The organism is Caulobacter henricii, assembly GCF_001414055.1.
Lineage (GTDB): Bacteria > Pseudomonadota > Alphaproteobacteria > Caulobacterales > Caulobacteraceae > Caulobacter > Caulobacter henricii.
In genome coordinates this window covers 1,400,393-1,414,155 of the sequence record NZ_CP013002.1, presented here as the reverse complement: position 1 = coordinate 1,414,155, position 13,763 = coordinate 1,400,393, and the positions used below count along the sequence as shown (strand labels likewise).

The following is a 13,763-nucleotide window of genomic DNA, read 5'->3' as shown; positions in this document are numbered from 1 at the left end:
TTAAGCGGTGGCCGGTTCGATTCGGCCATCTGCGAAGGAGAACGGGTTTTGGCTTCAGTGATGCGTCGAATCTTGGTCGGAAGCGCCGGCTTGATGCTGGTGGGAAGCGTTGCAGGCGCCCAGACGTCCGGCCCGGTTCCGTATCAATCTTTGTCGCCCCCTCCCCTCGTCACCACGCCACCGACGGCGATTTCCAGCTCTCTGTCGGATGTCGAGGCCGAGAACTTGCGGATGGCGCTTGCCGCCGCCAAGAGCGGCGATGTCAGTCGCGCCCGACTGGCCATGGACGGCCTGCAGGATCCTATCGCTCGCAAGATCGCCCTTTGGGCCCTGATCGATAGTTCTGCAGAAGCGATGAGCTTTTTTGAGCTGGATTCGGCGCGTCGCGACCTGGCAGGCTGGCCGCGGAGCAGCCGCCGCGAAACCGCCGCTGAACGCCAGCTCTCGGTCTCGGGCCTCAGCCCGTCCCAGATCATAGCCTGGTTCGGCGGCGGAATGCCCGCCACAGCCGAAGGGGCGATGGCCCTGGCCACCGCCTACCAGGCTAGCGGCCGAAACCAGGAGGCCGTTGACCTGATCCGCCGCACGTGGCGCGACAAGGTCTTTGAAGTTGACGCCCAGCGCAGCATGGCCGGCCGGTTCGGCGCAATGCTCACGGCGGACGACTATGCCCGTCGCGCAGACATCCTGCTTTACGGTCAACAGGGCCCTGCTGCGCGGGACCTCGTCGATCTGCTGCCATCGGATCAGAAGGCCGCCGCACGGGTCCGCATGGCTTTTCGCCAGAATGCCGCCAGCGCCGTAGCTTTGTTCGAGGCCTTGGGTCCCGGCGACCAAGCGTCGCCTGGGGTGGTGTTTGAACGCGCGGCCTATCTTCGCCGCCGCGGCTTGGAAACCCTGGCGCTGCAACTGGTGCAGAACTTCCCGTCTCCGCCACCCACTGAAGAAGCGGCAACGGCGATCTGGAAGGAACGTCGCGCACTCGTCGTTTCAGCACTCAAGGCGGGGGACAACAGCGGAGCCTATGCTGCCGCTGCAAATACGGGCCTCGCGGCTGGTGCTGACGCGGCCGAAGCCGAGTTCTATGCTGGCTGGATCGCTCTGGCCAAGCTCAGGCAGCCTGATGCTGCTGCGCGCCATTTCGCCGCCATCGCTGCGATCGGCGCATCACCGATCACCAAGGGCCGGGCCCTCTTTTGGCAGGGTCGCGCCGCCGAGGCCCAGAATGACCCGATCGCTGCGCAGTCATTCTACGCTGAAGGTGCCCGTCACATTACGACCTTCTATGGCCAGCTTTCCGCCGAGAAGGCCGGCCTCACTGAAATTCGCCTTGAACGCGACCCGGTCATTACCGACGCCGACCGAGCCCGCTTCTATGGCCGTGAACTCGTGCGTGCCGCAAGGATCCTGGCAGATATCGGCGCGACCAATCAGTTTAGGTCGCTGGTGTTGTTCATCGACGACAACCTGCCGAATGCTGAAGAGACAGCTCTGCTGGTGGATCTCGCCAGGGGCTATGGCGATCAGGACCTGGCAATGCGCGCCGTCCGCACGGCGGCCCAAAGAGGATTCATCCTGCCCGAACGGGGCTACCCCCTGCTGGATCACCACTTCACGCCCGGGCCCGGTGCCGCCGAAACGGCGTTCGTCTATTCGATCTCACGCCAAGAGAGCAATTTCGATCCTGTCGCCCGTTCTGCACCCGGCGCACGCGGCATGATGCAGCTGATGCCCGCCACAGCCGCCCTGGTGGCGCGGCAGTTGGGGGAACGTCATTCGATCGATCGGTTGTCCGACCCGTCCTACAACATGCGTCTGGGCTCTACCTACCTGGGCAGCATGGTTGAGACCTTCAGTGGGTCTTACATCATGGCCGCCGCAGCCTATAACGCCGGGCCCGGTCGCCCTGCCCAATGGGCTACCCTTTGTGGCGACCCGCGAGGCGCAGCCACCGATCCGCTCGACTTCATCGAGTGCATTCCCTTTTCGGAAACCCGCAACTACGTGATGCGGACGCTTGAAACGACCATGGTCTATCGCGCCCGGCTGAACGGCGGGGCCACGCCCTTGACCCTGTCCCGAGAGCTCAAGCGCGGTGCCTATGTCTATGCGCCGGCCGTAGCCCAGGCTGATACGGCCTCCACCCAACCCTGATCCTAGAGGCGTCGCGCCGCCAAAACCGGGCCGGCCGCCGTCGCGATCACCTCCCCCTCCAGCCTGAACACCCTTGCAAGGATTTCAGGCGAAAGAGCCTCGGAGGGTTTGCCTTCAGCGACGACGCGACCAGCGTCAATGACGGTCAGGCGGTCACAGAAACGCGCCGCCAGGCTGAGATCGTGCAGCGTCACCGCCACGCCAGCACCGGCGGCAGCTTCGGACCGCAACAGTTCCAGGGTCAGAAGCTGGGCATCCGGATCCAGGCCGGCAATGGGCTCATCGGCCACCAGCAGCGGTGCCCGTGTCGCCAGCAAGCGAGCCAGCAATACCCGGGCCCGCTCTCCACCCGACATGTCAAGAACGCCGCGTTTCGCAAGGCCGGCGACACCGACGCGGGCGAGGCAATCGCGCGCTGTGATGAGGGCCTTCTCGTCTGGCAGATCGACTGCGCCCAGACTGGCGACCTGTTCGGCAATGAGGTTCCAGGTGACCCGCCGATCCTGGGGCAAATAGCCGACGCTTGCCGCAAGCCTTGCGGCGCTCAGGTTCTCGAGGCGGTGCTGCCCCATCCAGACTTCGCCCGCGGACCGTTTCAGAAGGCCCAGCCCTGCACGAAGCAGGCTGGTCTTGCCCGCACCATTGGGTCCCACAATGCCGACCACTTCGCCTGGCTGGACAATGAGGCTGGCGCCGTCGAGCACGGACTGGCCGCCTTGCGCGGCCTTCAGGCTCGCCAAGGTCCAGGCGGCGGTCATGCCCGCCAGCTCCGGGACGCCCGCCAGGCCAGTAAGGCAAAGGCAGGCGCGCCAAACAGGGCTGTGACGACGCCGAGCTTCAGCTCCTGCTCCGTCGGCACGATACGCGCAACGAGATCGGCGAGAACCAACAACAGAGCGCCAGCCAGGGCCGATGGCCACAGAAGCAGACGTGGATCGTCCTTGACCAGCGCCCGAACCATGTGGGGCGCTGCAAGACCGACAAAGCCGATGACGCCCGCACCCGCTACGGCAGCACCGGTCAAGAGGGATGCTCCGGCCAGGGCATAGACCCGAAGGCGGACCATCGGCAGACCGGACATGGCGGCGACTTCCTCACCCAGGGTGAGCATGCGAAGGCCCTGCCCTGCCTTCAGACAGAGCGCGGCACCGACAACCATCGGGACCAGGGTCCTTGCATTGTCTGACCAGTCGCGATTTTCGACCGACCCCATCAGCCAGGCCAGCACCTCGGCGATCGCCACTGGCGACGGAGACAGATTGAAGACGAGAGCGGTCAGGGCTCCGCCGAAGGCCGAAATGGCCACACCCAGCAGGATCAGGGCATCCGGTTCGCGGAGGCGGGTCGCGAGGCCAACGACGGCACCACCGGCCGCAAGGGCACCCAGCAGGGCCGCCAGCTCAATCGCACCAGGAATGACAGCCAGACCCGCAGCGATCGCCAGGGCAGCCCCCAAACCCGACAGGGCCGATACGCCCAGGACGCCCGGATCCGCCAGGGGGTTGCGAAGCAAGCCCTGCATTGTGGCTCCTGCCAGGCCGAGGGCCGCGCCGACCAGGGCCGCCATCGCCACGCGCGGCGCGCGGATCGTCCACAAAACCTCACCTGGCGGTGACAGGGGGTGAAGCATAGCTTGGCGGTATTGGTCCCAAGCCAGTGATGTTTCACCAAACAGAACCCCACCGACAACGGCCAGGGCCAGCAGGCCCAGCATAGCCAGACAAAGACGCATCACACTCATGGCGCGGTCCGCGCCTTGGCCAGTTGCGTCACGGCATCTGCCGCGAACCAGGCCGGACACCCCACCTCAGCAGCCGGCAGGGAAGCGATCGTGCGATCAGTGGTGACACGCTTGAGCGCCGCGTGCCGTCCAGCGCCCCAGCGGTCAGATCCGGCGCGGGTCAGATCAAAAAAGCCGAGCACCACCGCCCGGGGCGGTGCGAGCACCAGGCTCTCAAGCGGCGCAGGGCTGAAAAAGGGCCGGCTGACTGCATTGGACAGGCCTGAAGCCTTGAGTATCGCGTCAATCAGGGTCCCGGGACCGGCCGTATAGCCGCCCGGGGTCAGGTAGAGCGCTCGCTTGCCCTTCCATGCGGCTGTAGCGGCATCGAGTTGTTGATCCATCCGGCCAATCAGCGCCTCGCCGGCCGCCTCGCGGTTCAGAGCGTTCGCCACTCGCCGGATGTTGACGCGTACGGCCGGAAAATCAGCGGCATCATCAATCCGGACCGTCCGAACGCCACGTCGTTCCAGGGCTGCGATTAAGCGCGCGTCGCCACCCCAGTGGCGCACGACAATCTGAGGGCGTGCCGCGACGAGGTTTTCTACCGTCGCCCTCCGAAGCGGCAGGCCCGCAGCATGGCCGCGCATGTAAGAATCCTGGGCCGTCGCTCGATACGACAGGCCAACAATAGAGTCGCGCGGCGCGATCGCGAGCACGTACTGATCGGCACAGGAGTCCAGCGACATGACGCGCGGAGCAGCTGCCGCAGTCGAATGGGCGACCATAATCGCCGCAGCGAAGGCACCGAACAGCCGGACGATCTTCACCAATCAGTCCGTGACGAGGCCGTTCAACAGACCATCCAGCATGACGCCCATCAGGTCCTCTGACGACGACCAGGTCCGGTTCGGCTTGGTTATGAGGAGTGACACCAGCCCGTGGCACCCCGCCCAAAGCACCTCAGCTGCGCTCTGGGCCGTGCCTGAACGCAGCCGCCCGGCCGCCGCGATCTCCCGGAAGGGCTCGCTGAACTTCTCGAAGCACCGATCGCCAAGTTCAAGGGTCCCAGCCTGTTTTTCGACCGAGATACTGGCCCCGGAACCGCAGAAGACCAGTTCGTAGGTATTCGGGTTCTCAAGCGCAAAGCGCATATAGGCTTCAAGCATCAGCCTCACCCGCGAGACGGGATCGATCTGACGCCCACCGATATCCGTGTTGAGGTTCAAAAGCCGTTCGATCGCACCATCGCTGATCTCGAGCAGGATCTGGTCCTTGTCGCGGAAGTGCATGTAGAGGGCGGTTGAGGACACCCCTACGGCATCGGCGATCTTGCGAATGGTCGCACCGGCATAGCCTTCGGCGATAAAGATTTTTTCCGCGGCCGCCAGGATCTCGCCACGACGCAAGTGCCCGTCACCTTTCGGCTTTCGAGCGGACTTGTGCGGATTCTTCAAAACCAGCGTCACGGCCTGCATGTCCCCTGCATTTCCCCTTAGGACAACACTAAACGTGAATCACCCAGACGTCGCAAGGCAACACCGCATCAAACCTAAAACGCGTGTTTTTATGTTTGACACTTTTTAGTTGCGGAGCGTCTACTGGTCGCCCGGAGATCGAGCTTTCCAACTAGGGCGGGCGAGATGGCGCGTGAGACCTGGGGTGTGGCTTCTGCCGACGTTCGGCTGTCGGCGACGGCTATGACGGAGTGCACTGGCCCGTCCGATCAGGACTGGGATGACGGCGCTCACGTCACATTCGGCAAACTGCAGTGGTTTGCTATGGGCGTGATCATGGCCGGGGCCCTGCTGATCAGCCTGTACTCGCCCTCACTTCTGGTCCTTGGCCTGTATGGCCTTTTCTATGCGGTCTTTGTCGCGGGCAACTGCGTCAGGCTGGCTGCAATTCTGACTCCACGCCGCAAACACCACTGCCCCGCGCTCTGCGACGCGGATCTGCCGGACTACACCTTGATTGTGCCGCTCTATCGCGAAGCTGAGGTGGCCCAGGAATTGGTCGGCAATCTCTCCCGCCTCAACTATCCCCGTGACCGTCTGCAGGTCCTGATCGTTCTGGAAGCGGATGATCAGGCCACACGCAGTGCCTTTCTCGCCTTGGACCTGCCGTCCTTCATCCAGGTGGTGATAGCGCCGCCTGGCCACCCCCGCACCAAGCCTCGGGCCTGCAACTTCGCGCTCTCGCAAGCCAGGGGCTCCCTGGTGGTGATCTATGACGCTGAGGACGCGCCGGATCCGCAACAGCTACGGGAAGCCGCAGCGCGATTCGCGGCTGAAGCGCCGGACCTGGCCTGTCTCCAGGCCCCGCTCCGGATTGAAAAACTTGGCTATCTCGCCTTCATCCCCGAGCAGTTCCAGCTTGAATATGCTGCGCTTTTCGAGGTCCTGCTTCCCGCCTATGCGCGCTGGGGCCTGCCCTTCCCCCTGGGCGGCACAAGCAATCACTTCAGGATGTCGGCACTGCGGGCCGTGGGAGGCTGGGATCCCTACAATGTGACCGAAGACGCCGATATCGGCTTTCGGCTCGCGGCGGCCGGATTTCGACTGGACACGATCGAACACCCAACCTTCGAGACCGCGCCGACCTCACTGGAGCAGTGGGGTCCGCAAAGAGCGCGCTGGATCAAGGGACATCTGCAGACCCTTGCCGTCCATGTCCGCGGCAAGACCCGACAGCGGCCACGCGCCCTGCTCGCCCTGTTCCTGACCCTTGCCTTGCCGATCACCGCTTCGAACCTGCATGCACCCGCCATGCTGATCGCGGGCCTTGGCCTGATCACTGACTGGATGGCCGACGGCGAACCGTCCGTGACCCTCGCAGACCTGACGCTTTACATGTTCGGATGGACGGTCTCGGCGGTCTGTGCTGCGGTCGGTTTGAGGCGTATGGGCGAAAAGCCTCGCTACCTGCCCCTGTTTGGGATGGTCGGTTACTGGATGATGTGGGCCGTGGCTTCGCCCCGAGCGGTTTGGCAATTCTTCGTTGCGCCCCATCACTGGGATAAGACCTCGCACACGCCGCGCACTGGACGGCCATCACCCTGAAAGCGTATGGGCCAGATGATGAGCCCGACGATCGCCTCCGCCCCCATTGTGATGCGCACCACCGGATGGAGCGACTACGCCCTGCTGGACAGCGGCCATGGCAAGAAGCTGGAGCGCTATGGCCGTTACACGGTCGTGCGCCCCGAGCCGCAATGCTTCTGGTCGCCGCGCCTGCCCGCCAAAGCCTGGGAAGACGCCGATGCCGTGTTTGACCCTTCCGACGAGGACGAGGCCGGCCGCTGGCGCTTCAAGGGCCAACCGATCGAGAAGTTTCCCCTGGGCTGGGGTGAGGCCAGATTCCACGGCCAGTTCACGCCCTTCCGCCATCTGGCCTTTTTCCCTGAGCAGGCCGCCAACTGGGCCTGGCAGGACGAGCGCGTTCGCGCTTTCGCCAAGGCTTCAGGACGCCCGCCCAAGATCCTGAATCTGTTCGGTTATACGGGCGTAGCTTCGCTGGTCTGCGCCGCCGCCGGCGCGGCTGTGACCCATGTCGATGCCTCGAAGAAGTCGGTCGGCTTTGCCCGTGAGAACGCTGCCTTCGCGGACCTCGCAGACAAACCGATCCGCTGGATCGTCGAGGACGCGCGCAAGTTCGTGGCCCGCGAGGTGCGGCGCGGCAATGTCTATGACGGCATCATCCTTGACCCGCCCAAGTTCGGACGCGGCGCCGACGGAGAGGTCTGGCGCCTGTTCGAGGACCTGACGGAACTTACCGCCAACTGCGCCCAGCTGCTCAGTGACGATGCCGCGTTCCTGCTGATGAATGCCTATGCCGCCCGCGTCTCGGGCGCGGCGATGTCGGGCCTGCTGGCTCAGGTCCTGGACGGCCGCGATGGCGTCATCGACTGGGGCGAGCTATCGCTGGTCGAGGAAAGGGGTGACCGACAGATCGGTCTCTCGTTCTTCGCTCGCTGGTCTTCGCAAGGGTGAGCGCGATGAACGCCAAGACCGTCACCTCCCTCTCCAACAACACCGTCAAGGCCGTCCGCGCCCTGCACATGCGCAAGGAGCGCGAGGAGAGCGGCCTGTTCCTGGCCGAGGGACTGAAGATCGTCATTGAGGCGATCGACTGTGGTCACGCGCCCAAGATCATCATGTACGGCCGCGACGCCGCCGATCATCCGATGCTGCAGAAGGCCTCGCAGGCCTGCCTGAAGGCTGGCGGCGAAGTCATTGAGGTCAATCGGGAAATCCTCGAAAAAGTGTCGCGTCGCGACAACCCCCAGGCCGTGGTCGGGGTGTTCAAGCAAGTGTTCACGCCGCTGGACGCCATCGTTCCGCAAAGCGCGCCCTGCTGGGTGGCCATGCAGGCCGTCCGCGACCCCGGCAACCTTGGGACTGTCATCCGCACAGCCGACGCGGCCGGCTGCGGTGGCGTGATTCTGGTCGGCGACTGCGTCGATCCCTATTCAGTCGAGGGCGTCCGCGCGACCATGGGCTCGATCTTCGCGGTCAAGATTGCCAAGGCCACGATCCAGGAATTCCTGGCCTGGCGCGAGACGTGGCCCGGCTCGGTGGTCGGCACCCTGCTGACGGCCACGGTCGACCACAAGAGCGCAGACTATGTGAAGCCGTCGCTGATCCTGATGGGCAATGAGCAGCAGGGCCTGCCGCCAGAACTGGCGGCCGCGTGCGACGTCAACGTCAAGATCCCGATGCGGGGTCGGGCTGACAGCCTGAACCTCTCGGTGGCGACGGGGATCATGATCTATACTGTGGCGGGGTAACGATCCTCCCCATCATGGGGAGGGTATCATGTCCCTCGAGGCTTCGCCTTCGTCGTTGGCGCAGCAGCCGCCGGGTCATCTGGCCAGACATGCCGGGGATAGCGGCCCTTCATCTCGACCTTCACCTCGCGCCAGGAACCCTTCCAGAAGCCCGGCAGGTCGCGGGTGATCTGGATTGGCTTGTGGCCCGGCGACAGCAACGAAAGCACCAGCGGGATCTTGCCGCCGGCGATGCTGGGATGCTCGGTCAGGCCAAACAGCTCCTGTACCCGGATGTCGATGCGCGGCCCGGCCTCGGCGGCGTAGTCGATGGCGACGGTCGTGCCTGTAGGGGCCTTGAAGCGGGCCGGAAGGGCGGCGTCTATCTTCTGTTGCGCATCCCACGGGATCAGGGCTCGGATCGCGCCGTCCAGTGTACTCTCGTCCAGCGCAGACAGGGACGAGCGGCCCTGCAGCAGCGGCTCCAGCCATTCCTCGATCCGCCCCAGCAGAGCGGCCTCCGAAAGGTCCGGCCAGACTTCGCCATCGAGGGCACGCAGGAAGGCCACGCGGTCGCGCAGCCTCTGAACGCCATCGCCCAGCCGCAGCGCGGAAAGCCCCTCCGAACGGACCTGATCCAGCAGGGCACTGGCAATCAGGGCCGGGTCAGGCCGGTCAATCAGCCGTTCCTCAAGGACGAGACGCCCCAGACGCAACAACCGCTTGGCGCGGACCTTGCCGCCGGGGCTGGTCTCCAGCCGGTCCTCGGCGGTCAGGCGATCGGCAAAGGCCTCGCGCAGGGCCGCCTCGTCGACGGCAGCGGCCAGCAAGATGCGGTCGCGACTTTCGCCGCCGCCCAGTTCGCCCACGGCCAGCCAGGTCTCGCGGGCCAGAGGATCGGTAGGCTCCATGTAAACACCGCGCCCCCCAGCCAACTGGAACTCGCCCGGCCTGCCGCGCGCCCTAGCCACGCGCTCGGGATAGGCCTCGGCCAGCATCAGGCCCTCGTCCAGCATCGTGGCACCTGACGGCTTGCCGGCCGCCCGGGCCCAGCGGTCGGCCAGGGCCTGGGCGTCCCGAGCCCGGGGCGAGCGGTCCCGGCCGAGGTTTTCGAGCCGACGGCGCAGATCGATGTCACGACCACCCAGCCCTTGCTCGGTCAGCAGGGCAGCAACCTGCGCCCCGCGCAGGGCCTGGCCCGAGGCGGCGGCGCGGACGACCATGTGGGCGATACGCGGCGGCAGAGGCATGTCGGCCAGGGCCTTGCCATGGCCCGTCAGATCGCCCTGCCCGTCGAGGGCCTGGATCCGCTGCAGCAGGGCCCGCGCTTCGGCAAAGGCAGCTGCCGGCGGCGGATCCATGAAGCAGAGGCCTCCGGCGTCGCGCACGCCCCAGCGGGCCAGGTCCAGGGCCAGGCGCGACAGGTCAGCCTCGAGAATTTCCGGCCGCGCGAATGCCGGCAGCGAGCGGGTCTCCGGCTCGTCCCACAGCCGGTAGCAGACACCGGGCTCGGTCCGACCTGCCCGCCCCCGGCGTTGGTCGGCGGCGGCGCGGCTGACCCGGACTGTGTCGAGCCGGGTAATGCCGCTGGCGGGGTAATAGCGCGGCACCCGGGCGAGACCGGCATCAATCACCACCCGCACGCCTTCGATGGTCAGGCTGGTCTCGGCAATCGACGTGGCCAGCACCACCTTGCGCCGTCCCGGCGGTGCGGCAGCAATGGCGCGGTCCTGTACGGCCGGATCCAAAGCGCCATAGAGCGGGGCAAGATCGACGTCGGGCCGGCGCAAGCGTTCGGCCAGCCAGGACTCCACCCGACGGATTTCCCCCTGCCCCGGCAGGAAGACCAGCAAGCTTCCGGTCTCTTCGGCCAGGGCGCGCTCGACGGCACGCCCAACCCGCTCTTCCAGCCGCAGGCGCTCATCTCGGCCGAGATAGCGGGTATCGACGGGGAACATCCGCCCCTGGCTCTCAATGACCGGAGCATCGCCCAACAAGGCCGAGACCCGCGCCCCGTCGAGGGTGGCCGACATGACCAGCAGCCGAAGGTCATCGCGCAGCACGCTCTGGACATCCCGGGCGAAGGCCAGGCCCAGGTCCGCGTCGAGGCTGCGCTCATGGAACTCGTCAAAGATAACAGCGGCTACGCCCTCCAGACCCGGATCGTCGAGAATCATCCGGGTGAAGACCCCCTCGGTGACGACCTCGATCCGCGTCTGGCCCGAAACTTTTGACTGCAGCCGGACGCGAAAGCCCACGGTTTGCCCCACCGCTTCCCCCAGAGTGTCGGCCATGCGGGCGGCGGCGGCACGGGCGGCCAGCCGGCGCGGCTCTAGAACGATGATTTTCCGCCCCAGGGCCCAGGACTCGTCCAGCAGGGCCAAGGGAACGGCGGTCGTCTTGCCCGCGCCCGGCGGGGCCACGAGCACGGTCGCATGGGAAGCGAGCAGCGACGCCTTCAGCGCGGGCAGGACATTCTCGATCGGCAGCATCAGGGGGAGGCATAGACCCTGAGAACGCATCCGTCACCGCAAGGCGTTGCGCGAAGTCGCCTCTCTGACTAACGTCCCGGCCCAATGCCTGACCGGCGGGGGTTCGCTGGTCGTTGGGGAACGAAACACATGGCCGGAAACAGGCTGTTTTTGAAAAAATCGATCGCGAGCATCCAAAAGGAAGCCGCACACAGCCAGCTGAAGCGAACGCTGGGTCCTCTCAATCTGATGAGCCTGGGTATCGGGGCCATTATCGGTGCCGGCATTTTCGTGCTCACCGGCCAGGTAGCTTCGGCCAATGCCGGCCCGGCGATCATGCTGTCATTCATCGTCGCCGGCATCGCCTGCGCGCTTGCCGGCCTGTGCTACGCTGAACTGGCCTCGACCATGCCTGTCTCGGGCTCGGCCTACACCTATGCCTATGGCACCCTGGGTGAGGTTTTCGCCTGGATCATGGGCTGGCTGCTGGTTCTGGAATACGGCGTCGCCGCCTCAACGGTCGCGGTCGGTTTCTCCGGCTACATTGTCAGCTTCCTCAAAGACTTCGGGGTTCATTTCCCCGCAATCATGGTCGCCGGTTCTGAGGCGCCGATGTGGGCCACACCGCTGATCCAAGCCGTCCCCACCGAAGCGGGCGGCACGGTCTTCGCTTTGACCGGAACGCTGAACGTCGTCGCCGCGGTCGGTATTGCTCTGGTTTCACTGCTGCTGGTTGTTGGGGTCAGCGAGTCGGCAAACGTCAACAACGCGATCGTCGTCATCAAGATCATCGTTCTGCTGACGTTCATCGCGGTTGGCGTTCAGTACATCAACCCGGCCAACTGGCACCCCTTCATCCCTGAACCCACCGGCCAGCCCGGCGAGTTCGGCGCGGGCGGAATCTTCCGCGGCGCGGCGATAATCTTCTTTGCCTACGTTGGTTTCGAAGCTGTCTCGACCGCCGCAGCTGAAGCCAAGAACCCCTCCAAGGACGTGCCGATCGGCATCCTGGGTGCCCTTGTCATCTGCACCTTGATCTACATGGCTGTCGCCGCCGTCATGACCGGCGTCGTCCCGTACAAGGAGCTCGCAAGCCCGGCTCCCATCGCTGTCGCCATCGACCGCATGGGCCTGGAATGGGCGAATTTCCCCTGGCCCTTCGTTGAAAGCGGTCAGATGAACGCCATCAGCCTGATGATCAAGGTTGGCGCGATCACCGGCTTGGCGTCGGTGATGCTGGTCCTTTGCTACGGACAAACGCGGATCTTCTACACCATGGCCCGGGACGGCTTGCTGCCGCCGGTCTTCGCCGCGATCCACCCGAAGTTCCGCACGCCGTGGATGGGCACGATCCTGCTGGGTATCGTCATCGCCATCGCCGCCTCGTTCCTCCCGATCAGCCTGCTGGGTGACCTGGTCTCGCTGGGAACGGCTGTTGCCTTCTCGATCGTCTGTCTGTCGGTGATCTATCTGCGCATCAAGCACCCGGACCTGCCGCGTCCCTTCAAGGTGCCGGGCGGGATCTTCACGGCCGTTCTGGGCATCCTGGCCTGTCTGTTCCTGGCCTTCCAGAACTTCCAGCCGATGATCGTTCACGCCATGAATGACAACCCGCTGCCTCTCATGATCCTGGGCGGTTATGCGGCGGTGGGTGCCGTGATCTACATCGCCTACGGCTACTGGCACTCCAAGCTCGCCAAGGGCATCGACATCACCGACGATTCCCAGCTTGAAGGTGCCGCTGAAGCCTTCGGCAAGGGCGTCGATGACGTGAAGAAATAGGCCTGAAATCAGCCTGTTGTGATTGGAGGCCCGGGAGCGATCCCGGGCCTTCTTTCTTGGGCGATCGACAGCGCCTATGTTGACCGCTTCAAGGAGTTCCCGTGAGCCAGACCCAGCTTCCGATCCGCGCCGTCATCGCACCGGTCACCCCCCTGCAGCAGAATTGCACCATCGTCTGGTGCGCCAGGACCCTGAAGGCCGCTGTGATCGATCCGGGTGGAGAGGTGCCGCGCCTGATGCGAGCTCTGGCCGATCAGGGCCTGACGCTGGAGAAGATCTGGATCACGCACGGTCACATGGACCATGCCGGCGGTGCAGCTGAGCTGAAGCGCCTGACCGGGGTGCCGATCGAAGGCCCCCACCGGGATGACCAGTTCTGGATCGACCAGATCCAGACCAGTGGCGAGCGCTACGGGGTTCCTGAAGCCCGAAACTTTGAACCAGACCGCTGGCTGGAGGATGGCGACCGGGTCACGCTGGGTGAAACCGAATTCGAGGTCTATCACTGCCCTGGCCACACGCCGGGCCATGTCGTGTTCTTCCACCGTGAGGCCCGGTTTGCCCAGGTGGGCGATGTGCTGTTCCAGGGCTCGATCGGCCGGACGGACTTTCCGCGTGGCAATCACCAGGATTTGCTCGACTCCATCACCCTGAAACTATGGCCACTGGGCGGCGATGTTCGCTTCGTTCCGGGTCACGGCCCGATGTCCAGCTTTGCCGCTGAACGCCGCAGCAATCCCTATGTCAGCGACCTCGCCATCGAGGCCCAGACTATAGCGGGCCCCGACTATGCCATTCCGAAGAACACTTCACCGGGCTAGCGGCAGGATTTGGATCGCGTCCGCCGTCCTTGGTCGATGGAGGCACA

11 protein-coding genes are annotated in these 13,763 nt (G+C 65.1%); 6 read left to right on the top strand and 5 right to left on the bottom strand.

Annotated elements, in window-relative coordinates; translation table 11 throughout:
* Nucleotides 1-48: 48 nt before the first annotated feature.
* Nucleotides 49-2,154, top strand: a complete 2,106-nt coding sequence (locus AQ619_RS06645) for a lytic transglycosylase domain-containing protein (RefSeq protein ID WP_166504162.1) — start codon at nt 49-51, stop codon at nt 2,152-2,154.
* Nucleotides 2,155-2,156: 2 nt separating this feature from the next.
* Here the strand turns inward: AQ619_RS06645 and AQ619_RS06640 are convergent, their stop codons facing one another.
* Genes AQ619_RS06640 through AQ619_RS06625 form a run of 4 tightly spaced genes read right to left on the bottom strand, consistent with a single transcriptional unit; the run spans nt 2,157 to nt 5,343 of the window.
* Nucleotides 2,157-2,912 (bottom strand): ABC transporter ATP-binding protein, encoded by a 756-nt coding sequence (locus AQ619_RS06640; RefSeq protein ID WP_062145672.1) that lies wholly within the window; start codon nt 2,910-2,912, stop codon nt 2,157-2,159.
* On the bottom strand, nt 2,909-3,955 hold the full coding sequence (locus AQ619_RS06635; protein ID WP_062145670.1) for a FecCD family ABC transporter permease: 1,047 nt from the start codon (nt 3,953-3,955) through the stop codon (nt 2,909-2,911). Before AQ619_RS06635 ends, AQ619_RS06640 begins: the two co-directional genes overlap by 4 nt.
* On the bottom strand, nt 3,892-4,704 hold the full coding sequence (locus tag AQ619_RS06630) for an ABC transporter substrate-binding protein (protein ID WP_236849540.1): 813 nt from the start codon (nt 4,702-4,704) through the stop codon (nt 3,892-3,894). The genes AQ619_RS06635 and AQ619_RS06630 overlap by 64 nt, the downstream gene beginning before the upstream one ends.
* 3 nt (nt 4,705-4,707) lie before the next feature.
* A complete protein-coding gene (locus AQ619_RS06625) occupies nt 4,708-5,343 on the bottom strand; it encodes a TetR/AcrR family transcriptional regulator (protein ID WP_062151348.1) in 636 nt (211 codons plus the stop codon).
* A 174-nt stretch (nt 5,344-5,517) separates the two neighbouring features.
* Here AQ619_RS06625 and AQ619_RS06620 point away from each other — a divergent pair, with 174 nt between their 5' ends.
* The 3 genes from AQ619_RS06620 to AQ619_RS06610 are packed head-to-tail and all read left to right on the top strand — an operon-like array spanning nt 5,518 to nt 8,663.
* A complete protein-coding gene (locus AQ619_RS06620; protein ID WP_166504161.1) occupies nt 5,518-6,936 on the top strand; it encodes a glycosyltransferase family 2 protein in 1,419 nt (472 codons plus the stop codon).
* Nucleotides 6,937-6,954: 18 nt separating this feature from the next.
* The gene (locus AQ619_RS06615) at nt 6,955-7,866 is read left to right on the top strand and encodes a class I SAM-dependent rRNA methyltransferase (RefSeq protein WP_062151338.1); all 912 of its coding nucleotides are present in this window, start codon (nt 6,955-6,957) and stop codon (nt 7,864-7,866) included.
* 5 nt (nt 7,867-7,871) lie between these two features.
* Nucleotides 7,872-8,663, top strand: a complete 792-nt coding sequence (locus AQ619_RS06610) for a TrmH family RNA methyltransferase (protein ID WP_062145668.1) — start codon at nt 7,872-7,874, stop codon at nt 8,661-8,663.
* Nucleotides 8,664-8,689: 26 nt separating this feature from the next.
* On the opposite strand, the gene hrpB is transcribed toward AQ619_RS06610, so the two are convergent.
* Complete coding sequence (gene hrpB, locus AQ619_RS06605; protein WP_166504160.1) at nt 8,690-11,164, bottom strand: ATP-dependent helicase HrpB; 2,475 nt, start codon at nt 11,162-11,164, stop codon at nt 8,690-8,692.
* Between the two features lie 99 nt (nt 11,165-11,263).
* On the opposite strand from hrpB, the gene AQ619_RS06600 reads away from it, so the two are divergent.
* Entirely contained in the window at nt 11,264-12,895 is a 1,632-nt protein-coding gene (locus AQ619_RS06600) for an amino acid permease (protein WP_166504159.1), read from the top strand.
* 101 nt (nt 12,896-12,996) lie between these two features.
* Nucleotides 12,997-13,716, top strand: a complete 720-nt coding sequence (locus AQ619_RS06595) for an MBL fold metallo-hydrolase (RefSeq protein ID WP_062145661.1) — start codon at nt 12,997-12,999, stop codon at nt 13,714-13,716.
* The last annotated feature ends 47 nt before the right edge of the window (nt 13,717-13,763 follow it).